At 35.9% G+C, this 24,272-nt stretch carries 23 protein-coding genes; 13 read left to right on the forward strand and 10 right to left on the reverse strand.

What is annotated here, in order from left to right; all coding sequences use genetic code 11:
* Positions 1 to 14 precede the first annotated feature (14 nt).
* Positions 15 to 1,175, reverse strand: coding sequence for a cation:proton antiporter (locus FD688_RS05505; RefSeq protein WP_138742135.1), 1,161 nt, complete (start codon positions 1,173 to 1,175; stop codon positions 15 to 17).
* Positions 1,176 to 1,268: 93 nt separating this feature from the next.
* Between FD688_RS05505 and FD688_RS05510 the strand changes: the two genes are divergently transcribed.
* The 11 genes from FD688_RS05510 (at position 1,269) to FD688_RS05560 (ending at position 13,084) form a co-directional block, all read left to right on the forward strand.
* A complete protein-coding gene (locus FD688_RS05510; protein ID WP_138742136.1) occupies positions 1,269 to 1,970 on the forward strand; it encodes a YoaK family protein in 702 nt (233 codons plus the stop codon).
* 92 nt (positions 1,971 to 2,062) lie between these two features.
* Positions 2,063 to 3,202, forward strand: coding sequence for an ElyC/SanA/YdcF family protein (locus FD688_RS05515; RefSeq protein ID WP_138742137.1), 1,140 nt, complete (start codon positions 2,063 to 2,065; stop codon positions 3,200 to 3,202).
* A gap of 307 nt (positions 3,203 to 3,509) precedes the next feature.
* Complete coding sequence (gene nrdD / locus FD688_RS05520; RefSeq protein WP_138742138.1) at positions 3,510 to 5,684, forward strand: anaerobic ribonucleoside-triphosphate reductase; 2,175 nt, start codon at positions 3,510 to 3,512, stop codon at positions 5,682 to 5,684.
* A complete protein-coding gene (gene nrdG, locus FD688_RS05525; protein ID WP_041152657.1) occupies positions 5,653 to 6,225 on the forward strand; it encodes an anaerobic ribonucleoside-triphosphate reductase activating protein in 573 nt (190 codons plus the stop codon). Before nrdD ends, nrdG begins: the two co-directional genes overlap by 32 nt.
* A 4-nt stretch (positions 6,226 to 6,229) precedes the next feature.
* A complete protein-coding gene (sufC, locus tag FD688_RS05530) occupies positions 6,230 to 7,003 on the forward strand; it encodes a Fe-S cluster assembly ATPase SufC (protein ID WP_138742139.1) in 774 nt (257 codons plus the stop codon).
* On the forward strand, positions 7,003 to 8,160 hold the full coding sequence (locus FD688_RS05535) for a SufD family Fe-S cluster assembly protein (protein WP_138742140.1): 1,158 nt from the start codon (positions 7,003 to 7,005) through the stop codon (positions 8,158 to 8,160). Before sufC ends, FD688_RS05535 begins: the two co-directional genes overlap by 1 nt.
* Entirely contained in the window at positions 8,153 to 9,367 is a 1,215-nt protein-coding gene (locus FD688_RS05540; protein WP_138742141.1) for an aminotransferase class V-fold PLP-dependent enzyme, read from the forward strand. Before FD688_RS05535 ends, FD688_RS05540 begins: the two co-directional genes overlap by 8 nt.
* On the forward strand, positions 9,354 to 9,776 hold the full coding sequence (locus tag FD688_RS05545; RefSeq protein WP_138742142.1) for a hypothetical protein: 423 nt from the start codon (positions 9,354 to 9,356) through the stop codon (positions 9,774 to 9,776). The genes FD688_RS05540 and FD688_RS05545 overlap by 14 nt, the downstream gene beginning before the upstream one ends.
* Positions 9,760 to 11,169 carry a Fe-S cluster assembly protein SufB gene (sufB, locus tag FD688_RS05550; RefSeq protein ID WP_138742143.1) on the forward strand — a complete coding sequence of 470 codons (1,410 nt, stop codon included), beginning with the start codon at positions 9,760 to 9,762 and terminating at the stop codon, positions 11,167 to 11,169. The genes FD688_RS05545 and sufB overlap by 17 nt, the downstream gene beginning before the upstream one ends.
* A 139-nt stretch (positions 11,170 to 11,308) precedes the next feature.
* A complete protein-coding gene (locus FD688_RS05555) occupies positions 11,309 to 12,676 on the forward strand; it encodes an aspartate ammonia-lyase (RefSeq protein WP_138742144.1) in 1,368 nt (455 codons plus the stop codon).
* Positions 12,677 to 12,763: 87 nt separating this feature from the next.
* Positions 12,764 to 13,084 (forward strand): hypothetical protein, encoded by a 321-nt coding sequence (locus FD688_RS05560; RefSeq protein WP_138742145.1) that lies wholly within the window; start codon positions 12,764 to 12,766, stop codon positions 13,082 to 13,084.
* Positions 13,085 to 13,110: 26 nt separating this feature from the next.
* On the opposite strand, the gene FD688_RS05565 is transcribed toward FD688_RS05560, so the two are convergent.
* From FD688_RS05565 to FD688_RS05590, 6 genes are all read right to left on the reverse strand, one after another.
* Positions 13,111 to 13,623 (reverse strand): GNAT family N-acetyltransferase, encoded by a 513-nt coding sequence (locus tag FD688_RS05565; protein WP_225426112.1) that lies wholly within the window; start codon positions 13,621 to 13,623, stop codon positions 13,111 to 13,113.
* Positions 13,624 to 13,633: 10 nt separating this feature from the next.
* Positions 13,634 to 14,083: a MarR family winged helix-turn-helix transcriptional regulator gene (locus FD688_RS05570; RefSeq protein ID WP_138742146.1), complete on the reverse strand. Its 450-nt coding sequence runs from the start codon at positions 14,081 to 14,083 to the stop codon at positions 13,634 to 13,636.
* A gap of 97 nt (positions 14,084 to 14,180) precedes the next feature.
* Positions 14,181 to 15,170, reverse strand: coding sequence for a D-2-hydroxyacid dehydrogenase (locus FD688_RS05575; RefSeq protein WP_138742147.1), 990 nt, complete (start codon positions 15,168 to 15,170; stop codon positions 14,181 to 14,183).
* Positions 15,171 to 16,337: an aminotransferase class I/II-fold pyridoxal phosphate-dependent enzyme gene (locus tag FD688_RS05580; protein ID WP_138742148.1), complete on the reverse strand. Its 1,167-nt coding sequence runs from the start codon at positions 16,335 to 16,337 to the stop codon at positions 15,171 to 15,173.
* A 178-nt stretch (positions 16,338 to 16,515) separates the two neighbouring features.
* Positions 16,516 to 18,156: a peptide ABC transporter substrate-binding protein gene (locus FD688_RS05585; RefSeq protein ID WP_190242924.1), complete on the reverse strand. Its 1,641-nt coding sequence runs from the start codon at positions 18,154 to 18,156 to the stop codon at positions 16,516 to 16,518.
* 17 nt (positions 18,157 to 18,173) lie between these two features.
* Positions 18,174 to 19,364, reverse strand: coding sequence for a metal-dependent hydrolase family protein (locus tag FD688_RS05590; protein WP_138742150.1), 1,191 nt, complete (start codon positions 19,362 to 19,364; stop codon positions 18,174 to 18,176).
* A gap of 606 nt (positions 19,365 to 19,970) precedes the next feature.
* On the opposite strand from FD688_RS05590, the gene FD688_RS05595 reads away from it, so the two are divergent.
* Together FD688_RS05595 and FD688_RS05600 are read left to right on the forward strand one after the other, a co-directional pair.
* Complete coding sequence (locus FD688_RS05595) at positions 19,971 to 20,294, forward strand: PadR family transcriptional regulator (protein WP_138742240.1); 324 nt, start codon at positions 19,971 to 19,973, stop codon at positions 20,292 to 20,294.
* Positions 20,284 to 21,105, forward strand: a complete 822-nt coding sequence (locus tag FD688_RS05600) for a hypothetical protein (protein ID WP_138742151.1) — start codon at positions 20,284 to 20,286, stop codon at positions 21,103 to 21,105. The genes FD688_RS05595 and FD688_RS05600 overlap by 11 nt, the downstream gene beginning before the upstream one ends.
* 28 nt (positions 21,106 to 21,133) lie before the next feature.
* Here FD688_RS05600 and FD688_RS05605 read toward each other — a convergent pair whose 3' ends face one another.
* From FD688_RS05605 to rplI, 3 genes are read right to left on the reverse strand one after another with little or no spacing between them, the layout of a single operon-like run.
* The gene (locus tag FD688_RS05605; RefSeq protein ID WP_138742152.1) at positions 21,134 to 22,315 is read right to left on the reverse strand and encodes an MDR family MFS transporter; all 1,182 of its coding nucleotides are present in this window, start codon (positions 22,313 to 22,315) and stop codon (positions 21,134 to 21,136) included.
* A gap of 60 nt (positions 22,316 to 22,375) precedes the next feature.
* Complete coding sequence (dnaB, locus tag FD688_RS05610; protein WP_138742153.1) at positions 22,376 to 23,764, reverse strand: replicative DNA helicase; 1,389 nt, start codon at positions 23,762 to 23,764, stop codon at positions 22,376 to 22,378.
* A 24-nt stretch (positions 23,765 to 23,788) separates the two neighbouring features.
* Entirely contained in the window at positions 23,789 to 24,241 is a 453-nt protein-coding gene (gene rplI, locus FD688_RS05615) for a 50S ribosomal protein L9 (protein WP_138742154.1), read from the reverse strand.
* Positions 24,242 to 24,272: the final 31 nt, after the last annotated feature.

Below are 24,272 nucleotides of genomic sequence, written 5' to 3' on the forward strand. Positions count from 1 at the left end.
GGCTCACGCCGACATTAGTTTTTATATTTTCGTTTTAATAATACAATGGGTTTTAAGATTAAAGGAGCTATGATGGTTGTCATTACAATCACTGCAATCAAAGTAGAATAATAGCTAGTGGAAATAAAGTGGCTGCCTAATCCTGCTTGAGCAATAACGATTCCAACTTCTCCTCGACTAATCATTCCCGCTCCAATTTCTGCGGAATTAAACTTGTCAATTCTACTAATTCTTGCACCAATAAATGCACCTAAGAATTTAGTTACTACTGCTAACAAAGTTAAAATTACAAACAACCAACCATTTTTTAATATTCCTGTCACTTGCATTTCCACACCAATGCTAACAAAGAATATTGGAACTGCTAATAATCCTCCCATCCCCTTTAACCTTGACGTAAGTGGTTTTTGGAATTCTGTTTTGCTAAATATCAAACCAGCAAAGAATGCCCCAGTTACTGCGCTTAACTTAACCATTTCCGCGGTTCCGGATAGGAATAAGCATAATAAAAATGAATATAATCCAATCTTTTGTGGACTTAAATCTAAAACATCGATCAATAAGGTGACTACTTTATAGCATAACCATAGAAATACAAAAAATATAACTTGTAAAACAATTAATAATAGTGCATCGGAATTACCATGACCTCTTCCAATTCCTAGAAGTGGAATTGCCACACTCAATAAAACAATAGAAATAATATCATCAGCAACGGCTGCCGCTAAAATTGTGGTTCCAGCTGGAGATTTTAATTCATTCATCTCTTCTAGCACAGCGACCGAAATTGAAACAGATGTTGCTGCAAATACAATACCAATAAAAGCACTTTCTATTAATGAAACTTGAAGGTATCGACATACAAAGTAAATTGAAGCTACCGGAAATATGACTCCCATGAAAGCAACAATCAATCCAGGACCAAAATACTTTTTTAACCTGTCTACGTCACAAGTGAGTCCAGCTACAAACATCAAAAGAACAGCGCCAAGTCCCGCTAATGAGACGACTACATCCTGACGATGAATTAATCCTAAAAATGAAGGGCCTAAGATGATTCCCCCGAAAATCTGTCCGACTACTTCTGGAATATGTATTTTTGATGCGATTAGTCCGAAAATTTTCGCAAACGCAATCATCAAAAACAATGCAATTAAATAATTCAAATAAATCATTCTCCCCCGATGAAACAATCTTGTTTATAAAAAAATAATAAAGTAGTAACATTTATAAATAACTTATTACTTTAAGGAAAGGGAGTCAACATTATGGATGCGCCTCATCCCGCTCATTTTGGCGAAAAGATTTCCACTGCATTCTTTCTTACTTCAATTGGCGGATGCCTAGATGCCTACACTTACATAGAACACGGTGGGATATTCGCTAGTACACAAACCGGTAATTTAATTTTATCTGCTTTAGCATTAACACAATTCAACTTTGGTCACTTTTTAGAACGTATTTTGCCAGTTATCGCTTTTTCATTTGGTATTTTATTAGCTAACTGGATTCACCATAATCTCGATAAATATAAATTAAATTATTGGAAGGTTTACATTCTAATAATTGAAATAACTCTGACTATTATAGTCGGTTTTTTAAAACATAACGTTCCCCAACTAGTCATTACCACTTCCATGTCTCTAACAACCGCTCTTCAACTTTCAACGTTTAATACAATGTCAGGATTGGGTTATTCCAACATGTTTAGTACTGGAAACCTGCAAAAGACAATGAATAATTTATTCTTATATTTAAAAACCAAAGAAGATGAATTTAAAACTAAATTAATTTATTATAGTGGCTTAGTATTTAGTTTCTTATGTGGAGCATTCGAAGCAAGTATATTATCGATATTCCTACATACCAAGACTATTTGGGTGGTTAGCGTTGAATTAATCATAATTTTGCTATTCCAGTTTAAATTTATCTTGATCTATAAACATGAAAATAAATTACAAAAAGAGTAAATAGAAAATTTACTCTTTTTTTACGTTCAATTTACTTAAAAATGACATTACACTGCTAATCTATAGTTACAAAAACACAGAGGAGTGGTTAGATGATTAAAAAGCATAAATATCTTTTGCTACTATCAACACTTATATTTATGGGTCAATCGGCAATATCACCAAAATTTACGGCTCATGCTCGTAATGAAACTAAAGCCAAACCATACAATTATAACTTTTCTTACAAATATGTTTTAAATCATATTAAAAAAGATAAAAACAACCAATTAAAGTTAAAATCTATAGATGAAGCTATCAAATATAATTACTGGCACAAGCCTGATTTCAATTCAACTCAAAAGGTAGGTGTAACCAGCTCCTCAAACAATGAAGAGTTAATCTCTTTATATGAAAAAGCATTAAAAATCAGTCCAAATAACATTAAATATCTACTAGGATTATCGTCTGTCTATCAATTAAATGACAATCCAAAAGAAGCACAATTGGTATTAAATCGAATCAGACATCTAAGTCCGAGTAACTACCAATCATTACTTCAATTAGCAATGAATAATGAATTATTCAAACAACCGAAAAGATTCGCGACATCAATTCAAAATCTAAATCGTCTAAATAGTACAAAAACAAATGAAATCAAAAAAATATCTCAATTAATCAAAAAATCATTAACTATGAATCTAAATCAAACCATTAATAACAAGCAAAAGAAAAATAACTATATTATCATTTTAGGTTTCGTACTAAATCAAAATGGAAAGCCTCAAATGACATTGGTTCAAAGACTTGAAAAAGGACTAACGTTAGCAAAAGAACAACCAAGTTCCAAAATTATCGTCTCTGGTGGTGAACTTCCTGCGGAACCAAAGATTGAAGCTACGGTAATGAAAAATTGGTTAGTCAAACACGGGGTAGCTAGTAATCGAATCATTACAGAAGAAGGATCATTAGACACCGTCAGTAACGCATTAAACGTGACAAAAATATTAAATAAAAATCATGCTAAACATGCCACCATTGTTTCCAGTGCATCACATATGCGTAGAGCTTACACATTATTCGAAGTCGCTAAATTAGTTTCAAACGGTAGATATGGACTTTCCCAACTTGTTTCAATCGATAAACAAAATTCTCTAAAGTCTTTAAATGAAAATGATCCTGCAGTAAATAAAATTATTTTGGATTCTTTAAGAACAAGTGGATACTGGTTACTTCCAAATATTCAAAGATAATAAAAAAGAACTTCAATAAAGAAGTTCTTTTTTATTCGGATTTTACTTATTAAACGTTAGTATATCAATACTTTGGGCACGATATGTAAGTATTCAATTTGAACATTTTTAGACAAAATTTCAAAAATGTTCGATGAAAAAATGCGGAATCACTCTACACTACGTATTATGAGAAAATTAAATTATTATAATCATTCAGTACGCACTATTCAAATTGACATTCAAGAATGTTTTTACACTATATATGCGTGTTACCATTATTTCAGACACAAGTTATAGTGTATATTTTAAGGATAGGACTGATATAATGTTTGATAAAACTTTTGCTCATTTAAACGTTATAAAGAATTCTGGCGACAAGACCAAATTCTATAAATACAAAATTGATTTTGTACTAAATCAATTGGGTATTAGTAAAGAAGATAACAAACGTTTCTTTGAACGTTTGAACCTATTTACTAAGGATCAAGAAGAAATTACTTCAAGTCATATTCATGACTTCATCATTCAATTTCTTGAAGAAAATGATTTCTTAGATGCTAAAGAGCAATACTTAAAATATGAACAAAAAGACATTGAAAAATTCAAAAGAGCAACCGATGTAAAGGCTCGTATCGACCAACTATTCAACCGTTATGACCGTGTTGTTCACGAAAATGCCAACAAAGATAGTAACGTCTTTAACACCCAAAGAGACCTAGAAGCAGGAGCAGCTAGCAAAGCCATTGGACTTCAAATGCTACCTCCACTCGTTGCAAAAGCACACCTTAGAGGTGACATTCACTGGCATGATTTAGACTACTCACCAGCAACTCCTGAAACCAACTGTTGCTTAGTTGATTTTGCAGAAATGTTGAATAACGGTTTTAAAATTGGTAACGCCGAAGTTAAATCACCTCGTTCAATCCAAACTGCAACCGCTCAAGTTTCTCAAATCATCGCAAACGTTGCATCCCTACAATACGGTGGCCTATCATTCGACCGTGCCGATGAAGTATTGGCACCATTCGCCGAAATCAACTATGAAAAACATCTAAAGACCGCTTCTAAATGGGTTGAAGAAGATAAGCGTGAAGAATACGCAAAAGATCGTACTAAAAAAGATATCTTTGATGCGATGCAATCACTAGAATACGAAATTAACACCCTATACTCATCACAAGGTCAAACTCCTTTCACCACTGTTAGTTTTGGTCTAGGAACCAATTGGATTGAAAAAGAGATTCAAAAAGATATTCTAAGAATCAGAATTAAAGGACTTGGTAAAGAACGTCGTACAGCAATTTTCCCTAAACTAATCTATGTATTGAAAAAAGGCTTAAATTTAAACCCTAACGACAAAAACTATGACGTCAAAGAATTAGCCATTGAATGTGCTACAAAGCGTATGTACCCTGATATTTTGATGTACGACAAGCTTTGTGAAATTACTGGTGACTTTAAAGCGCCAATGGGATGTCGATCATTTCTACCTAAGTGGACCGATGAAAAAGGCAAAGCCGTCAACGCCGGTCGTATGAATCTAGGTGTTGTGACCGTAAATCTTCCACGTATTGCTCTATTATCCAAAGGTAACGTGGACTTGTTCTGGCACATTTTTGAAGAAAAACTAGGTATTGTCCACCAAGCAATGGCATACCGTATTGAAAGAACTAAGGAAGCAAAACCAGATAACGCTCCACTACTATACAAGTATGGTGCATTTGGGAAACGACTAAAATCAACTGATAGTGTTGATGAACTTTTCAGAAACGAACGTGCCACGGTATCGCTTGGTTACATCGGACTATACGAAGTAGGGACTGCATTCTTTGGTCCAGATTGGGAATCAAATCAAGAAGCTCATGACTTCACTGTCAGCATCGTTGCTGAATTAAACCGTCTATGCAAGGTTTGGAGTGAGGAAAGTGGATATCACTACAGTCTATACTCCACTCCAGCCGAATCATTAACCGATACATTCGCTCAAGACGATATCGAAAAATTTGGTAAAGTAAAAGACATCACCGACAAGGAATACTACACAAACAGTTTCCATTACGATGTTAGAAAACGTCCTAACCCATTTGAAAAACTAACATTTGAAGAGGCTTATCCCCACTATGCTTCAGCTGGATTCATTCACTACTGTGAATACCCTAACTTAAAGCAAAATCCTAAGGCACTAGAAGCCGTTTGGGACTGGGCATACGATCACGTCGGATACCTAGGTACTAACACTTCAATCGATAAATGCTTCAAGTGTGGTTTCAAGGGTGAATTTGAAGCTACGGCCCGTGGTTTCAAGTGTCCTCAATGTGGTAATCACGATCCTAAGTACTGCGACGTTGTTAAGAGAACTTGTGGTTACTTGGGTAACCCTCAAGCACGTCCAATGGTTCACGGTCGTCATGTTGAAATTTCATCACGTCAAAAAAATATGTCGAAAGGAATGGTAGAAAGTGTCGCACATGAAGAGACAGCCAAACAATCCAAAGCCTAAGGAATGGCTTGCAAAAGACTTAAGCCAACAATATATTGCTGACTATAAGCCATTTAATTTCGTTGATGGTGAGGGAATCCGTTGCAGTATCTATGTTTCTGGTTGCAAGTTCTTATGCCCCGGCTGTTATAATGTCGCCTCACAAAACTTCCATTACGGACAACCTTATTCACAAGACTTGGAAGACCAAATAATTGAAGATATGAAAAAAGATTACGTTCAAGGTCTTACCCTCTTGGGTGGAGAACCATTTTTGAATACGCAAGTGTGCCTTCGTCTATGCAAACGAGTTAGGGAAGAATTCGGCCACACCAAGGACATCTGGTCATGGTCAGGTTACACATTCGATGAACTACTAAAAGATTCATATGACAAATTAAAACTCCTTTCAATGATCGACATCCTAGTTGATGGTCGTTTCATGGAAGATCAAAAAGATTTAACTCTTCAATTCCGCGGTAGTGCTAACCAAAGAATTATCAATGTGCCAAAGTCACTCGAAGAAAACAAAGTTGTACTTTGGGACAAGTTAGTTCACTAGGAGGATTATTGTGTTAAAAATTGAAAACCTACACGTTAAAATCAACGAAACCAATGAAGAAGTAATCAAAGGATTAAACTTAACCATTCCCGACGGTGAAGTCCATGTCATCATGGGCCCCAACGGAACCGGTAAGTCGACTCTTTCTCAAACCATCATGGGTTCTCCCAAGTATTCAATTACCGACGGAACCATTTCATTTGATGGCAAAGAATTAAACAACATGGCAACCGATGAACGTGCCCGTTTGGGTCTCTTCATTGGTATGCAATACCCTACTGAAATCAGCGGAATTAAAAATGTCGACTTCATTCACGCCGCTATGAATGCGGTGACTGACAAGCCAGTATCCGTTTTAGATTTCATGAAACGCTTAGATTACGTCATGGATTTCCTAGACATCGATGAATCATACACTGACAGATACCTTAACGAAGGATTCTCCGGTGGTGAAAAGAAGCGAAATGAAATCCTGCAAATGATGATGATTCAACCCAACCTAGCAATCCTAGATGAAATCGATTCTGGGCTAGATATCGACGCCTTAAAAGTTGTTTCAAAGGGAATCAATCACATGCGAGACAATCACTTCTCTTCACTTATCATCACTCACTATAATCGTATTCTTCGCTACGTAAAGCCAGATGTTGTGCACGTTATGATGGGTGGTCGCGTCGTTACCAGCGGTGACTATCGCCTAGCCGAACAACTAGAACAAAACGGATACGCTCAATTACGTGACCAATTAGGAATAGATGTAAAGCTGGTGGATGAATAATGAGTATGTCTATTCAAGAATTTGCTCAATCACATAACGAACCTCAATGGTTAACTGTTAAACGCGTTGTTGCAAACGACATAACAAAAACATTGAAGGTTCCAGCATCACTAAGAAAGTTTTACTTTGCATCACCAAAACTTAATTGCCGTTCAATAGATACGAAAAATTTAGCATCGAAAAATCTAAAAGATTTGGGCATCATCATGATGGATTTGTTCGCCGCTGCAAACGAGTTTCCAGAATTAATCCAAGAAAACTTGATGGAAAAAGCAATTTATTGGCGTGATAACGCATTAAATGCGAACCATCTTGCGTATCTACAAAGTGGTGGGTTTGTTTTCATCCCTAAAGATGTCTGCGTTGATGAATCAATCGACATCTCCGACTTAGTCGATCACAACATGCAGGAAAAACACCTCCTCATCATTGCAGCGTCTGGAAGTGAAGTTTCTTTTACCTACAAAGACTCCAAAGAACATCCCGATAATGACCGCTTAATGATTGAAGTATTACTTGGTGATCACGCTAATGTTTCATTTTATGACGCCGAAATGACTAACAGTGAAAAGTCTCACCGTGTTTTAAATGCTTATCTCGCTCAAAATGCGAATTTAAAAACATACGTTAGCCTATTTAATCACGGCGACAGTCGCTATTACAGCAATATCGATTTAGATGGTATGGGTAGCTCCGCTAAAATAAATCTAGTGAGTCTATCCGATCAAAAACAAAAACAGGTAGTTCAAACCAAAATTATCAATAAAAGTCCCAATACAAGTGGATTAATAACACAACGCGGTATCGTAGCTGATAATTCTAAGACTACCTACGATACTACCGGTCAAATCAAGCTAGAAGCTAGTGATTCTGATTCCGATCAAATTAGTCGTTTATTAACTTTAAATCCCGAAAGCAAAGGGAAAATTGACCCAATTCTTCTAATTGATAATCATGATGTGGTTGCCGGTCACGCTGCTAGTGTTGGTAAAGTTAACCCCGAACAACTATACTATTTAAAAACCCGCGGAATTGATGCTCAAACAGCTCGTTTCCTATTAACCCGCGGATTTTTGACACCACTAATTGAAAAATTCCCAGATAAATCTGTACAAAAACACTTATTAAATAATCTAGAGGAGCGTATTCATGGCTAGCTTAAATATTCGTCATCACTTTCCCATCTTCAAGGAACACCCAGATATGATTTATTTTGACAACGCTGCAACCACTCAAAAGCCAAAGTATGTCATTGATGCAATCAGTAGTTTTTACACTCACCATAATTTTAATGTGCATAGAAGTGTCTATTCTGATGCTGGGGAGACGACTGAAATGTTTGAACAATCTAGAGAGAACATTGCCTCTTTTATTAATGCCACGAGTGAAAAAGAAATTGTATTTTCTGCTGGTACCACCGATAGCATCAACTTAATTGCTAACGGATATTATGCCAAGCATATCCAGGAAGGTGACGAGATTGTGGTTTCAATAGCTGAACACCACAGTAACCTCCTTCCTTGGCAAAAGATTGCGAAAAACAACGGTGCAACTTTAAAATTCATCCCTCTAAATGAAGATGCCAACCTCGACTTAAATGCCGCTAAAAAAATCATTTCCGACAAAACAAAATTAGTGGCCGTCACCGCTGTTTCCAATGTTTTAGGGAACATTAATCCCATTGATCAACTAACATCATTGGCTCATGAACATGACGCTGACATCCTAGTTGATGGTGCGCAAGCTGCTCCCGAGTTACCAATCGATGTCCAAAAAACGCCAATTGACTGGTTAGCCTTCTCCGGACATAAAATGATGGCTCCAACCGGTATTGGTGTTCTATATGGAAAACAAGATTTATTAGAACACATGAATTGCCCCCGTGTTGGTGGAGAAATGATTGAATCAGTCTCAACTACCGACTACAAGGTCAAAGATATTCCATACCGTCTAGAAGCCGGCACCCCCAACGTTGAGGGTGTCATCGGTTTAGACGCTGCGATTTCTTATCTAAAAGAACTTAAAATGACTAACGTGCAGGAACAATGTGAGAAACTAGGTCAATACCTATATGACCAACTTAATTCTTTAGACGACGTTTCAGTATATGGACCAACTAAGCGCCAAACTGGAATCGTCTCTTTTAACGTAGATAATATTCACCCACACGACGCTGCAACCTTCCTTGACTCTATGAATATCGACGTTAGAGCTGGTCAACACTGTGCCGAACCACTAACCCACAAGCTGGGAGTCAACGCGACTTTACGCGCTAGTCTCTACATTTACAACACGATTGAAGAATGCAATCGACTAGTCGACTGTATTAACGAAATGAAGGAATTTTTTAATGGATCTAAGTAACATTTATCAACGTATCATCATGCAAAAAGCTAGTGAATGCCCAAATAATAATCAGTTTGATTCAGACGTCCATCTAACTAATCCTACATGTGGTGATGACATTTCGATGGCAGATGATGAAAAATATCCCAATGTAACCAACCTAAAAGTGGCGTGTGACGGATGCATTATTTGTAAGGGTGCCACCAAGATGATGCTCGAATCAATTCAAGATAAATCTGCTGATCAGATCAATGAACTCGTTTTAAACATGTCCAAAATGATGACACACGAAGATTTTGACCAAGAATTATTAGGCGATTTAGTTGCCTTTAAATCAGTAGTACACTTACCCATCAGAATTAAATGTGCCATGCTTCCCTTCAAAGCAATTTATCAATTAATTAACGGAGATGATATCAATCGATAAATCAATCCAACACTTAAATGATGATTACCAATATGGTTTTAAGGATAATGTCAAACCAGTTTTTTCAACGGGTGATGGTTTAACTGAAGATATTATCCGCGAGATTTCTGAACAAAAAAACGAGCCAAAATGGATGTTAGATATTCGTTTAAATGCTTTTAAAATTTTTCAAAAACTACCTATGCCTGATTTTGGACCTGACTTATCTGATCTCGAATTAAACAAAATTAGATATTTCCAAAGAGCGACTGATTCAGTATCACGTAGTTGGGACGATGTTCCAGAAGATATTAAGAATACCTTTGAAAAAATTGGGGTTCCAGAAGCAGAACGTAAGTACCTAGCAGGTGCCGAAGCTCAATACGAATCAGAAGCTGTCTACGCCAACATCAAAAAAGAATTCGCCGACATGGGAATCATCTTTTCAGATACTGATACGGCATTAAAGGAACACCCCGACTTAGTTAAAGAATATTTCGGACAACTAGTAACTCCACAAATGAACAAATTCGCTGCACTAAACACAGCGGTTTGGTCTGGTGGTGTTTTCTTGTATGTTCCAAAAGGTGTCCATGCCAAGATTCCAATTCAGGCTTTCTTTAGAATCAATGCTGGTAGAACCGGACAATTCGAAAGAACACTAATTATCGTAGATGAAGATGCCAGTGTTAACTACGTCGAAGGTTGCACAGCCCCTAACTATTCAGAAGATAGTTTGCATGCAGCCGACGTCGAAGTCTTCGTGAAGAAGAACGCCTTTTGTCGTTACACCACCATTCAGAATTGGTCAGACAATGTTTACAGTCTAGAAACCAAGCGTGCTTCCGCAGATGAAAATGCGACAATGGAATGGGTCGACGGAAACCTTGGATCAAAGGTCACAATGAAGTACCCAAGTATCGATTTGAATGGTCCTTATGCAAACGGAACAATGCTATCAATCGCATTTGCCAGCGGTGATATTTATCAAGACACTGGATGCATCATGCGACACCATGCTCCTCACACTTCATCCAATGTAGTATCAAAATCAATTTGCAAAGATGGCGGAATTTGTAACTACCGTGGAACAATTCGTATGATTGAGGATGCTCACTACTCAAAATCACATATTGAATGTGACACCATCATCATGGATGATGATTCGATGAGTGATACAATTCCGCACAATGATATTTACAATGGTGATTCAGAAATAGAACACGAAGCCAAGGTTTCAAAAATTTCAGAAACCGACTTGTACTACTTAATGAGCCGTGGATTATCAGAAACCCAGGCTACTAAGATGATCATCATGGGATTCATTGAGCCCTTCTCAAATCAACTTCCAATGGAATATGCAATGGAATTAAATAAACTAATTGATTATCAAATGGAAGATTCAGTTGGTTAAAAATAACGCTCCTAGAGTTTTTTCTAGGGGCGTTTTGTTTCATGTGAAACAATCTTATATATTTCATTTGACTAATTGAATATTTAGTTTATACTTAATGTAACATTTTATAACATATAACTATTTAGGAGATGTTTTTATGCGTATCGAAAAAGATTGTGTTGGTAAACTAGAAGTTCCTGATGATGCTTTGTATGGAATCAATTCCCTTAGAGCTGCAATGAACTTCCCGATTACGAAAGAGAAAGTTGATCCACTTTTGATTGAAAGTTACGTTCAAATAAAAAAAGCTTCAATCACTGCAAATTACGGCGCAAAAGCAACTGATGTTATAAAATATAACACGATTGTAGATGCTTGTGACTACTTGCTTGAGCACCCCTCCCCAGAGAGTTTTATCACTCCAGCTATCCAAGGTGGTGCCGGAACTTCCACAAATATGAACGTAAATGAAGTAATTGCCAATGTCGCAATGAAATTACATCCTGATGTCTTCATTCATCCAAACGATGATGTTAACCAGGCACAATCTACTAACGATACCTACCCAACCGCTGGTAAACTAGCAATGATTAAACGTTTGCCAAAACTAACCGGCGAAATTAATCGCTTAATCGAAATCCTAGATGAACTATCAAAGAAATTCCAGTTCACAATTAAGTTAGGTCGAACCCAACTTCAAGACGCTGTTCCCACTACTTACGGAAAGACATTCCATGCTTATGCTTCATTATTTCGTCGTGATTTAAAACGAATCAACAGCGCAGAAAATGAACTAAAAACCATTAGCATGGGAGGAACTGCCATTGGTACTGGAACCAACACCACTAAATACTACCGTGAGCATATTGTAGAAGAAATTAACAAGATTACCGGTATTGAACTAAAACAGGATGAAGATTTAGTCGACGCAATACAAAATACGGATCATTTCGTAGCATTCTCCTCTAGTTTAAAGACGTTGGCCGTTGACTTATCCAAATTCAGTAATGATTTACGTCTACTTGGGAGCGGACCACAATCTGGTTTAAATGAATTAATCCTACCGAAGAGACAAGCCGGTTCATCAATCATGCCTAACAAAGTTAATCCTGTTATCCCAGAAGTTGTAAACCAGGTCGCCTTTGAAGTAATCGGTTTTGACGCCACAGTCACTGCCGCTTCAGAAGCCGGTCAGTTAGAACTAAATGCCTTTGAACCCATCATGTTTAAGAGCATCCTAACTGCCGAAGTTCACTTGGCACGCGCAATCGAAACATTAGTAGATCACTGTCTAGACGGTATCGATGTAAATGTTAAACAGTGTCTAGATGATGTTCGTAAGTCAGCTGTGACCGCTACAGTCCTATCTCCTATCTTGGGATATAACAAGACCACCGAACTAATTAAGACAGCCACTAAAGAACATAAAACCGTTCCAAATCTATTAATCCAAAACCATATTTTATCTCCTGAAAAAGTTAAACAACTATTCTCACCAGAATATCTAGTTAATGGTGAAATTTAATAAAAAGAGCTCGTTTAGAGCTCTTTTTATTTTTAGTTTTACAAGCATCCCTTCGACATTTAAAATAAAGTCAGGAGTTGAATACAAATGCAAAAAACTACTAAAGGTGTGTTAGCTGCCATCAGTCTTTTGATGACCGTCTACATGTTAATTATTACCATCAAAGATATTTCAGACTTGTACGTGACTGACTTTTCACTAACAGTATTATGGTTAATTACCATTTTAACCTTGATTGAAATTGTGCTATTTTTCTGGAAAAAGGATTGGTTAATCAACGCTGTGATTGGAATCATTGTTTTCATTTTAGGAATTATTTTAGTTGTAAACGGAACACTTGGTTTTACAATCATTTTGATTAATTTAATCATTTCAATCCTATTATGCGTATATAGTTTATATAACTAAAAAAGAACTCAAAATGAGTTCTTTTTTTATATCTTCTTTTTCATCAATATATCTCTTTGTTTATCCTCACCGACCATGAAAATATGATCTGAGAAAGGAATAAATTTCTTGGATTGATAAAAACCAATCGCATTAGAATTATTTTCCCAAACACCTAACCAAATGTATTGTTTACCTAGCTTTTTAGCTTTTTCAATGGCATAATCCATTAATTTAGTTCCTAATCCTTGTCGTTTGAATGCTTTTCTTATGTAGATTCTTTCTACTTCAAGAAATGAATTACCCATATCCTCAGATTGAGCCGAGCCCCAATTTATTTTGAGGTAACCTGCTATTTTTCCATCTACATAGATAAACTCAAAATCCGTACTTTGATTATTTATTTCAGACTTTAATTGTTCAGAATTATAATTATTCTCAAACATTTCATTTAAGTCTTCTAAACTATTATATTCGCCAAAAGTATCATTAAAAGTTTCAATGCTTATTTTTTGTAGTTCTATCACGTCAGAATTTTTTATTCTTTTTAAATCAATCATATAATTACTCCTAATAGTTTCTTTTTCCACCATTTTTAACTTCTTGCCAATCCTTATAAATATTGTCTTTAGCCTTATCTAGCAATCTATTAAATATTGTTTTTTCTTCTTCCGTAAAACCCTTTAGGGCAACATTGTTGGAATATTCATTTTCTCTCGCCACTACTTTATAAAGCTCTTCACCTTTTGTAGTTAAGTATAGAAGTTGATTTTTCTTGTTTGTCTTTTCCGTCTTCTTGACAACAAGACTAGCTTTTACCAAGTTATTAACTGCCCTGCTACCAGTTGTCTTATCAACACAAATGAGTTCACATAAATCTTGCAATATAATTCCTGGATTTTCACCAATACGAACTAAATAAAGATATTGGCCTTTAGATAATGAGTACTCTTTAAACTCGATATTACTAATTGAATCCAGCGACCTAGCAATAACTCCTATCTTTTTCAACGAATCCATAAAATATCACACCTTTTATTTTTGTTGCAAATGCAACTATATCACAAATGTTAAAACTGTCAAATAAAAAAGAACTCAAAACGAGTCCTTTTTTTCTTTAATTAACTTGATATAAGGCCTTTTGACCACTAGCAATCTTGATAGCATCTCTCACCGAGAATAACGCCATATTGTGGACCGCAACATCGGTAAAGAAAGCAATATGTGGAGTAACAATTACATTATCCATCTCAATCAAAGTCTTTAAATTGTCATTGTCATATCCCTTGTCACCAAGATTGACACTGGTAATTCCTGCTTCACCATCGAAAACATCGATTCCTGCAGCACCGATTTCACCTGCTTCTAGAGCAGCAACTAGCGCATCAGTATCAACGACTCCACCACGGGAAGCATTAATGAAAATAGCGTCATTTTTCATTTTCTTGAATCGCTCAAAATTCATAAAATGGTCCATTTCAGGAGTCAAAGGTGTGTGCATAGTTACGACATCAGATTCGGATAATAGGTAGTTTACATCAACATATTCGACTGTATCAGCCAGATCAGTTCTTTGCACGGGATCATACGCTAGTACACGTGCTCCTAGCGCTTTAAAAATGCGTGCGGATGCACTTCCGATGGTTCCAGCACCGATTACTCCAACAGTTAAGTTATGAATCTCACGGGCTTGTCCGCCAGTCCAACTAAAGTCGTTTCTCTCCTCACGTTTACTGTAGTCTTTTAAGCGTCGTAATAACGCCATCGTATCAGCTAATACTAATTCACTGACCGAACGAGGGGAGTATCCAGGCACGTTGGTTACTTTTAAATTGTATTTGTTGGCTAAATTTAAATCGATAATTTCGTATCCAGTACTACGTAATGATATTTGTTTGATTCCATTTTCAGCCAAACGTTTGTATAAACTATCACCAGAAAGGGCACCATGTTGTTGAATGGTAATAGCATCATAGTCCTTGGTTTTATCAACGTTATCCAATGTTAGTGCTTCATTTATGTGATCAATTTGCACATTCAATTCATCGGCAATTGCTTCAAAATCTTCTATCTCGTATGGTTGGGTATTGAACATTAATATTTTCATCTAGTTATCCTCCACTAATTTAGCAATGCGTTTCAATGCTTCATTTAAGTTATCTTCACTAGTTGCATAACTCAAACGGAAATAACCTTTTCCAGCTTTTCCAAAAGCACTTCCAGGCATTGTACCAACTTTAGCTTCTTTCGCTAGTTTCGTACAAAAGGCAAAATCATCTTCACCAAATTGTTCTGGTATTTTAGCAAAAATATAAAATGCACCGCTTGGATTGGCGCTTTCAATACCAATATCAGATAAGCCTTGGCGTAATAACGCACGTCGTTTTTCATAAATCTTCTTCATTTCCGGTCCATCATCTCTACCATGATTCAACGCTTCAGCAGCAGCAAATTGAGCATTGTCAGTTATAGAACTAACGTTGTATTCGTGTACAGATTTAATCACATTAATAATATCGGCAGGGCCATATACCAAACCGACTCTCCATCCAGTCATCGCATGAGATTTTGATAAACCATTATATACAATCGTTTGATCTTTAATAAATTCTGCAATAGATGCATGTTCATGCTCGTAGTTTAATTCACTGTAGATTTCATCACTAATACAGAAAATATCGTATTTCTTAATTACATCTGCCAGTTCTTTCAATTGTTCTCTAGTGTATGAAACACCTGTCGGATTATTAGGAGTATTAATAATAACCGCTTTAACTTCTGGATGCTGTCTAATCGCTTCTTCTAATTTATAAGGAGTTAGTACGAAATCATCTTTGGATGCATCAACTTCAATCGGATGTGCACCAAAAAAAGCTACATTATTAAAATATGGAGAAAATGCTGGAGAAGGAATAATAACGCCATCTCCTGTATCTAGGATTGATGCAAATGTTAAAAATACAGCTTCTGTTACCCCAACTGTAGCGATAAATTCAGTATCAGCATCGTAATGTAACCCATATTTATCTGCTAAAAAGTTAACGGCAGCTTCACGCAATTCAAGAATCCCGCGAGAATCACTGTAATGACTCTGATTATCATTAATCGCCTTGATAGCTGCCTCCTTAATATGATCAGGGGTATTGAAATCGGGTTCTCCGATGGTTAATGGAATTAATCCATCAACATCGGAAATCGAAGCTCCAAATGCCAAAATCGCATCTGGTTTAACGTTTCCCATTCGTTTACTAATTTTGTTAATTAATTTTGACATATTAATCAACCTCCTTGTTTTATATTAGAAAAAGATTAGAAATATTTCATCCATAATATGCTATTAAAAGTGAATATGTCAAACTAATTATTAATTTAGTATTAGAAAAATGAAAATATTTCATCAAATAAAACATGGAGAAATAAAAAAGAACCCTTCAATGGGTTCTTTTTTATTATTATTTTTCAATGTATGCATCACCTAGGTACCACATTGCTCCCGTTGCTGAATAACCAACGTTCTTAATATTGGTCTTTAGAACTTGTGGTTGCGATCTTTGATAGAAAGGAATAATTCCTTGTTCATTCATTAAAATTTTTTCAGCCTTAACCATATCATTCCAACGTTTTGCTGGATTATTGGCATCAGTTGTTGAAGCGGCTTTTACAAGTTGATCGTACTCTTTGTTACTCCACTTACCATAGTTAGTTGAACTATCACTAGTCATTAATTGCAAGTATGAAATTGGATCTGGATAATTTGTTTCCCATCCAGCAACAGTAATGTCAAAATTACCACTGTTTTGACGAGCCATTCTATTCTTCATTGGAATAGTTGTAGTTGTCACTTTCAATCCCGGTAGTTGACTAAAAGCAACATTTTGAAGAAATTCATTTACTGATTTACCTAATGTAGTGTCATCATATAGCAAATCAATAGTTATTGATTTCTTGCCAATTTCTTTCATCCCTTTTTTCCAGTATTGAATGGCTTTAGCTTTATTATAAGTAACTGCATCTTTTACGTATGATGCGTCTGCAAAATCATTACCATTATTATATGAAATTCCTTGGGCGGCTATACCTTTTGCCGGTACTGATCCATCACCCATTACATCTTTAGTAAATTGGCTTCTATTAATAATCATCGACATAGCTTTACGAATATTTGAATTTCTAAAAGCTGGAACTTTCTTTTCATTCATTTCGATAAAATAAACACCTGAATTAGTTCTTTGATGATATTCTGGACTATTTTTGAAGTGTTTTACTTGTTCTTTACTTGAAAGCATCATTTCATCTAATTGACCAGATTGATATTCATTGAAAGCAGTGTTGCTATCTTTTTCAGCACTAACTTTAACTTTATCAATTTTAGTATTTTTAGCATTCCAGTAGTACTTATTTTTTACCAAATTCCAGGTATCATTGGTTCCATTCCAACCTGTCATAGTAAATGGACCATCATATATGTCGTTGTCTGAACTAGAGCCAAATTTTGATCCTTTTTCTTCTACGTAAGCTTTCTTTTGTGGAAAGAAATCTGTACCAGTAACTAGGTATTTAAAATAAGGTTGTGGTGAGGAAAGATTAAATACTACGGTGTGTTTATTAGGTGCATATACTCCTAAGTCTGTGACCGGTTTTGTTCCTTTTTGCACTTCATCGTAGTTTTTTATATGGTCCATATCATATGAACTTTGTGAAGTTGTCTTTGGATCAACTGTACGTTGAATACCATAAACAAAATCATCAGCTGTTACATCTTCACCATTACTCCATTTAGCATCACGTAAATGAAATGTATATGTTTTACCATCCTTTGAAACATCATAGCTCTTAGCAATTCCATAATTAATTTTTCCATTATTGCCACTGACTAATAATCCCTGTTGGATATTAGAAATTGTATTTGAAGTAACCGCATCAGCAACTTTAGATGGATCAAGAGTGCTTAAATCAGCTGTTTCCATCCAATTAATTGGTTTAGTTGTTCCATTATTAGATGTTTGACTTGCTGAGTTTGACTTACCACAGGCAGCTAATCCAATGGCCATCATAATCATAGTTGATCCGATAATCATTTTGTTTTTCTTCATAAGACTCATCCCCTAGTTTAAAATTCTTTTTTTCCGCTTACATAAACTTCTTTGTCTTTTTGTTGAACTGCTTTGATATCTTCCATTGGATTGTCATCAATGATTATGAAATCCGCATATTTATCTTTCTCGATTGAGCCGTATTCATCATCAATTTTCATTAACTCGGCGGCCTTATAAGAGGTTCTGTATGCTTCAAATTCACTCATTCCGATGCGTTCAACCATCATTTCTAATTCTTTAGGTGTGGTCATATCAAAGTAGTTATAAGGTGTTCCTGCATCAGTTCCTAAAGCGATATTGACACCGTTTTTGTACGCTTTTTTGACATTGGTATATGCATCATCCATTGCGTTAGCCATCTTTTGATGCTCCCACTCTGGCAAAGTATCTTTTCCTTTTTCAGTTACAGATGCTGCAGCGATAATGGTAGGAACAATATATGTACCTCGTTCTTTCATCATTGCAATTTCCTCATCATCAACGTAAAAGCCGTGTTCGATAGAATCTACACCAGCTTCAATAGCATTTCTGATTCCTGGATTGCCTTCAGCATGTGCTGCAACAATCTTATGTTTGTTATGTGCTTCGTAAACAGCAACCTTCATTTCATCAATCGTTAATTGAGCTTCATCCATAAAGTCGCCAGGTGACATGACACCTCCAGATGCCATGATTTTAATGCAATCAGCACCAGCTTTTAATCCTTCACGAATCTTCTTTCTCATTTCATCTGGGGAATCAACAACGTTTCCGCCGTTGGCATAATCCCCATGTCCACCAGTCATTGTGTAAGCTTTACCTGAAGCCATCACGTGTGGAACATTGTTGATTTTGCCTTCGGTGATTAAACGTTTAATTGGTATATCGATTCCGTATCTAGCACCACATTGTCTGACGTATGTACAGCCAGATTTTAAGAATGCACGTAATGCCTTAATTGCATCGACTATGGTTTCTACAACGTCCTTATCACCTCCAGTGCTAACGTTAGGATCACTGGTGATATGAGTATGGGCATTGATTAAACCCGGAGCGACAAACTTATGATTTACATCAATTACTTCATCATCTGATGCTGGCAAAATTTCTTGAGCAATTTCAATAATCTTTCCCGTTTCTACATCGACTGCAAAACTAAAATCTTTAAAGACATCTTCGTGGACTCCATCAAAGATGTTGGCGTTCTTAAAAATTTTTCTATGCATATAAATCTCTCCCAACTTTTTAACAAATAACTAAAAAACGCCCCTCAGCCAATTGGCCAAGGGACGTTTGTAACGTGGTACCACCCAGATTCAAAATATTTTCACAAATATTTTCTCGCTCGTACTACACAAATTAATGTTTCATACGCGGTACGATAATGGGTACAACCATTTCACCTAGAAAAGTGAACTTATACAATCAAGTCTTTCAATCAGTAGTCATAATGCCCTTTCAGCAACGACACTCGCTTAGTACGGCTAAAGATCTAATTACCTTCATCAAAAATGTTTTATTAGTTATTTGTTTTTTATTTATTGAACATTTCAAATACTAGACTCTCCGTTCAAAAAGGTCAATAATTTTCTAACCATTTTATCATTTACATTTTCGATGATAACATTAGATAAAATAATAACATCTACATATCAGCATTTAACAGTCTCATTTAATTCTAATGATGCAGACAGAATTTAAACCTTTTTTGTAAATTAACTAGTTTGCTTTACAAATTAGTGAAAGTTGTTTACAATCACTAGTATGTTATACAAACTAGCAAAGGAGAAAGTGCTTTGGGAACAAAAAAATCTCAAGATATATCCAGTCAAATGTTAAAAGGAATCCTCCAAGGATGCCTTCTTATCTTAATTAACCAAAAGCCATATTATGGATATGAAATAAGTCAGGGACTTTCCCAATATGGTTTTGAAAACGTTCCTAAGGGGACAATCTACCCTCTTCTTATAAGCATGGAAAAGAAAGAATTAATCTTTAGTAAAATGATGCCGTCAAAAGAAGGACCCAAGAGAAAATACTACTACATCACCGTCAATGGTAAACAAGCTCTAGAATCATTTATAAGCCAATGGAACCACTTATCGCTAAACGTAAAAAAATTAATCAACGAAAGAGGGAAAAAATATGAAAACTGAACAACTAATCGAGCAAAATAATGAACTTAGAGAAAAATTAAATACCGAAAATAAAAAATACTATGAAAATCTCTTACTCTATATCCGTGCCAAAGCCGTCTTCCAAAAAGACGAGGATGTCGAAACCACTTTATTAGAAATCCTAAATGATTTAATTGAAGCCCAAAACAATGGACAAGATGCAGAAAGTTATTTTGGTAAAGAGCCCGAAAAACTAGCGGCTGAAATTATTGATAACCTACCAAAATCATTTTTTGACACCTTTAAATTAGCTTGTTATATTTTCTTTGGCTACATTACTTTCTTCAGTATTCCACAAATGATTGATCCTAATTCAAAGATGGACTTTGGAAGAATACTATTAATGGGTATCACCGTCTTCTTTTTTGCCCTTCTAGTTTTATGGGTACTAGGAAATGAAACATATCAAAAGAATAAACTAGTAAAAGGGGTTAATTACTCAATATTAGTAATTTTATTTTTGACTTTCATTATTGGCGGGGTCTTAATAAAAACCCCTCTAACAATTCATTTACCTGGTCTATCCGGAATATTAACAATCATTGGTATATTCATCATATCAACTGTCATTTATATAATTGAACGAAAAAATCTCCCCTTTTCATCTGCCGTGTATCTATACGAAATAGGCTTTTCCGTTATTGGAATCATTATCAGAATTCCTGTTTTTGAAAAATATCTTTATCATGGTCATTCCCAAAACCTAGCATGGATTGTTCTAATCTTTTTAGTTTTTATATTAATCATTAACGTAAGAACAATTTGGAAAATTTTAAAAGCAAACAAATAAAAAAAGAACCCTTCAATGGGTTCTTTTTTTATTCTGAATATTTAGTTACTTTTTTACGTGAATATCTAACGATTAATTCAGATCCTAGAATAATTACTACACACGTGATTGTACAAATGATAAATAACAATCCATAAGACGTAGCATCAATGATAATTCCACCGACCAATGGTCCAATCGCCTTACCAATTGCGGCCCAGGCATTGGTTAATCCTTGATACTTACCCTTTACTTCAACCGGTGTTAATTCATTGACCAACGCTGGAATTGAAGGAATTACGGATGCTTCTCCTAATGTTAGCACAATCATCGAAATGACGAATCCGGTATAGGTATGCGTAAAGATTAGAGTGAAGAATGACAAACCAATAAATAGAATTCCAAAATAAATTTGGAAGTATAGACTGTCGTGTTTTTGTGCAATCCAGTTGATCAATAGTTGGAACACTACCAACAGGAATGCATTTAAAGTCCACAACAAACTATACATTGATAATGGAATTCCAGATCCAGTAATGTATACCGACATGTTGGATACCCATTGTTCATAGACAATCCAAACAATGGCTAAAGTCACAAAGAAAGTAGTTACAATAATCCAGTTTGGACGTGGTAACTTAACCTTTGTCTTCTTCATTGCATCACGTTTAATTGGATAGATTGAACCATCTTTGTGATAGGTCAAAATGGCACTAATTCCGTAAATAATCAATATGGCAGTGGTCAACATAAAGACGTAGCCAATTCCGATTGGATAGATAAATCCAACCGCAATCGTTCCAAAAACTACCCCAACATTTTGCGCTAAGTACAACATATTAAAAATAAAACGTCCTGACTTCATTTTAACCGTGGTTCCTAAGGAATTAATCATCGTTAGGTTCCAACCGGTCGTAAAGCCAAATAATACCAATCCAATTGGATAATATGGCCAGCCATTGAAGAAAATTAATCCCAAAGATATCAATACGGAAGTAATAATCCCCATTATCGTCAAAATATAGCGATTATGGCGGTCAAATAGTTTCCCCGATATATAATTACCCAAAACGTTAGAACTTGAGTATAGGAACAAAATTATGCCGACTTCAGTCAATGACTTTCCCAATGCATCATGCATATAGACAGTCGTAAGCGGCCAGACTGTACTTACAGCAATGTTATTAATTAATGAGCCTAAAAATAACCAATGCAGTTTAATTTCATTCATTATCTCACCCCCGAATTTTGACAAAAAAATCCTTAGCAAACGCTAAGGATTTAGTTTTAATTAACCCTCATCATCTGGATTATATGCGATAGATGAGAATTTATTATGTGATTTGATAAATAGTAACTTAACAGTTCCACGAGGACCTGAACGGTTCTTTTCGATAATTACTTCAACTTCACCTACGTCGTTGTTTTCTTCTACTTCTGATTCTTCTTCATCGTCGTCGCCGTCTTCTCTTTCGTAATAATCATCACGGTATAGAAAGGCAACGATATCAGCATCTTGTTCGATTGATCCAGATTCACGAATATCAGATAGAACCGGACGCTTGTCTTGTCGTTGTTCAACTCCACGAGACAATTGGGATAATGCGATAACTGGAACACCCAGTTCCTTGGCAATCTTTTTCAATTGACGTGAAATATATGAAACTTCTTGTTGACGGTTTTCTTGGCTTCCACCATCAACTAGTTGCAAATAATCAACCACGATTAAACCAAGGTTGTTAGTGTCCTTGGCTAAACGTCTTGATTTAGCACGAATTTCGGAAATCTTAGTTCCGGCAGTGTCATCGATATAGATGCTGGCATTGGATAGACTACCCATTGCCATGTAGACACTTTGCCATTCTTCACCAGTCAATTGACCAGTTCTCAAGTGGTTAGCGTCGATACTACCTTCGGCACAAATCATACGACTAACTAGTGATTCGGCACTCATTTCCAAACTAAAAATTGCAACAGCTTTCCCAGACTTGGTACCCACGTTTTGCGCCAAGTTTAAGGCAAACGCAGTCTTCCCAACGGCTGGACGAGCGGCTAGAATTACTAATTCATCATCATGCAAACCAGTTGTCATTTTATCTAGGGCTGGAAAACCAGTCGACAAACCAGTAACGGTTGATTTTTGTTGAGCTAATTCTTGAATACTGTCTAGGGATTGCCCTAAAACATCCCCAATGAACTTGAAACCATTACTGTTTCTATCTTCTGAAACGTTTAAGATTGAACGTTCAGCATTGTCCAATAGTTCATCAATGTCTCCGTTGTTGTTGTAACTTTCGGTCACAATATCAGTAGCTGTCTTAATCAGACGTCTAGCAACTGCTTTTTGATGAACATTTTTAGCATAGTAAACAGCATTAGCCGCTGTTGGTGTGGTGGTTGCTAATTCAGCTAGGTAAGCAACACCACCCGCATCTTCTAGATTATGGCCACCTTCAAGCTCGGTTCTCAAAGTCGACGCATCAATTGGTTCATCCCTGTCACCCAAGGTCTCCATAGCAGCAAAAATCAACTGATGAGCATGTCGATAAAAATCGTTAGAGGTAATAAATTCTTGGGTTTCTGCTAATTTTTCATTATCTAATAGGACAGCACCCAAGACGGCTTTTTCACCATTTAAATCTTGTGGTGGTGTTTGACCATTAATATAATCGTTACTCATACTACCCCTCGATTTCCTTTAAGATTATTTTTCACTTACATGAACTCTGATTGTAGCAGTAACTTGCTTGTGTAGTTTAACTGGAACGTTAGTGTAACCTAAAGTTCTAATTGGTTCACCCAATTCAATCTTACGCTTATCAATCTTTAAGCCATGTTGTTTTTGCATTTCTGCAACGATTTGTTTTGAGGATACTGATCCGAATAAACGTCCGTCAGCACCAACTTTAGCAGATAATTCAACGACTGTTTTATCATCTTCTAGTTTTGTCTTTAAGTCTTTTGCTTCTTGCAATTCAGCTGCAGCTTCTTTTGCTTCGGCGTGCTTTTCACCTTGAAGTTGGCTTAATGCTGAATTAGTTGCTTCTTTAGCTTTGCCTTGTTTAATTAAGAAGTTTTGTGCATATCCGTCGGAAACGTTCTTGATTTCTCCACGCTTACCTTTACCGCGAACATCTTCTAAAAATATAACTTTCATTCAAATCACTCCTCTTAATATCTTTATATTA

Origin of the sequence: Apilactobacillus kunkeei, assembly GCF_005930975.1 — a bacterium.
In the GTDB taxonomy this organism is placed as follows: domain Bacteria; phylum Bacillota; class Bacilli; order Lactobacillales; family Lactobacillaceae; genus Apilactobacillus; species Apilactobacillus kunkeei_E.

Coding starts and splice junctions, on each gene's coding strand:
- FD688_RS05505 (WP_138742135.1), bottom strand. CDS start 1,175: ATGATTTATTTGAATTATTTAATTGCATTGTTTTTGATGATTGCGTTT.
- FD688_RS05510 (WP_138742136.1), top strand. CDS start 1,269: ATGGATGCGCCTCATCCCGCTCATTTTGGCGAAAAGATTTCCACTGCA.
- FD688_RS05515 (WP_138742137.1), top strand. CDS start 2,063: ATGATTAAAAAGCATAAATATCTTTTGCTACTATCAACACTTATATTT.
- nrdD (WP_138742138.1), top strand. CDS start 3,510: ATGTTTGATAAAACTTTTGCTCATTTAAACGTTATAAAGAATTCTGGC.
- nrdG (WP_041152657.1), top strand. CDS start 5,653: ATGAAGAGACAGCCAAACAATCCAAAGCCTAAGGAATGGCTTGCAAAA.
- FD688_RS05535 (WP_138742140.1), top strand. CDS start 7,003: ATGAGTATGTCTATTCAAGAATTTGCTCAATCACATAACGAACCTCAA.
- FD688_RS05540 (WP_138742141.1), top strand. CDS start 8,153: ATGGCTAGCTTAAATATTCGTCATCACTTTCCCATCTTCAAGGAACAC.
- FD688_RS05545 (WP_138742142.1), top strand. CDS start 9,354: ATGGATCTAAGTAACATTTATCAACGTATCATCATGCAAAAAGCTAGT.
- sufB (WP_138742143.1), top strand. CDS start 9,760: ATGATATCAATCGATAAATCAATCCAACACTTAAATGATGATTACCAA.
- FD688_RS05555 (WP_138742144.1), top strand. CDS start 11,309: ATGCGTATCGAAAAAGATTGTGTTGGTAAACTAGAAGTTCCTGATGAT.
- FD688_RS05560 (WP_138742145.1), top strand. CDS start 12,764: ATGCAAAAAACTACTAAAGGTGTGTTAGCTGCCATCAGTCTTTTGATG.
- FD688_RS05565 (WP_225426112.1), bottom strand. CDS start 13,623: ATGATTGATTTAAAAAGAATAAAAAATTCTGACGTGATAGAACTACAA.
- FD688_RS05570 (WP_138742146.1), bottom strand. CDS start 14,083: ATGGATTCGTTGAAAAAGATAGGAGTTATTGCTAGGTCGCTGGATTCA.
- FD688_RS05575 (WP_138742147.1), bottom strand. CDS start 15,170: ATGAAAATATTAATGTTCAATACCCAACCATACGAGATAGAAGATTTT.
- FD688_RS05580 (WP_138742148.1), bottom strand. CDS start 16,337: ATGTCAAAATTAATTAACAAAATTAGTAAACGAATGGGAAACGTTAAA.
- FD688_RS05585 (WP_190242924.1), bottom strand. CDS start 18,156: ATGAAGAAAAACAAAATGATTATCGGATCAACTATGATTATGATGGCC.
- FD688_RS05590 (WP_138742150.1), bottom strand. CDS start 19,364: ATGCATAGAAAAATTTTTAAGAACGCCAACATCTTTGATGGAGTCCAC.
- FD688_RS05595 (WP_138742240.1), top strand. CDS start 19,971: ATGTTAAAAGGAATCCTCCAAGGATGCCTTCTTATCTTAATTAACCAA.
- FD688_RS05600 (WP_138742151.1), top strand. CDS start 20,284: ATGAAAACTGAACAACTAATCGAGCAAAATAATGAACTTAGAGAAAAA.
- FD688_RS05605 (WP_138742152.1), bottom strand. CDS start 22,315: ATGAATGAAATTAAACTGCATTGGTTATTTTTAGGCTCATTAATTAAT.
- dnaB (WP_138742153.1), bottom strand. CDS start 23,764: ATGAGTAACGATTATATTAATGGTCAAACACCACCACAAGATTTAAAT.
- rplI (WP_138742154.1), bottom strand. CDS start 24,241: ATGAAAGTTATATTTTTAGAAGATGTTCGCGGTAAAGGTAAGCGTGGA.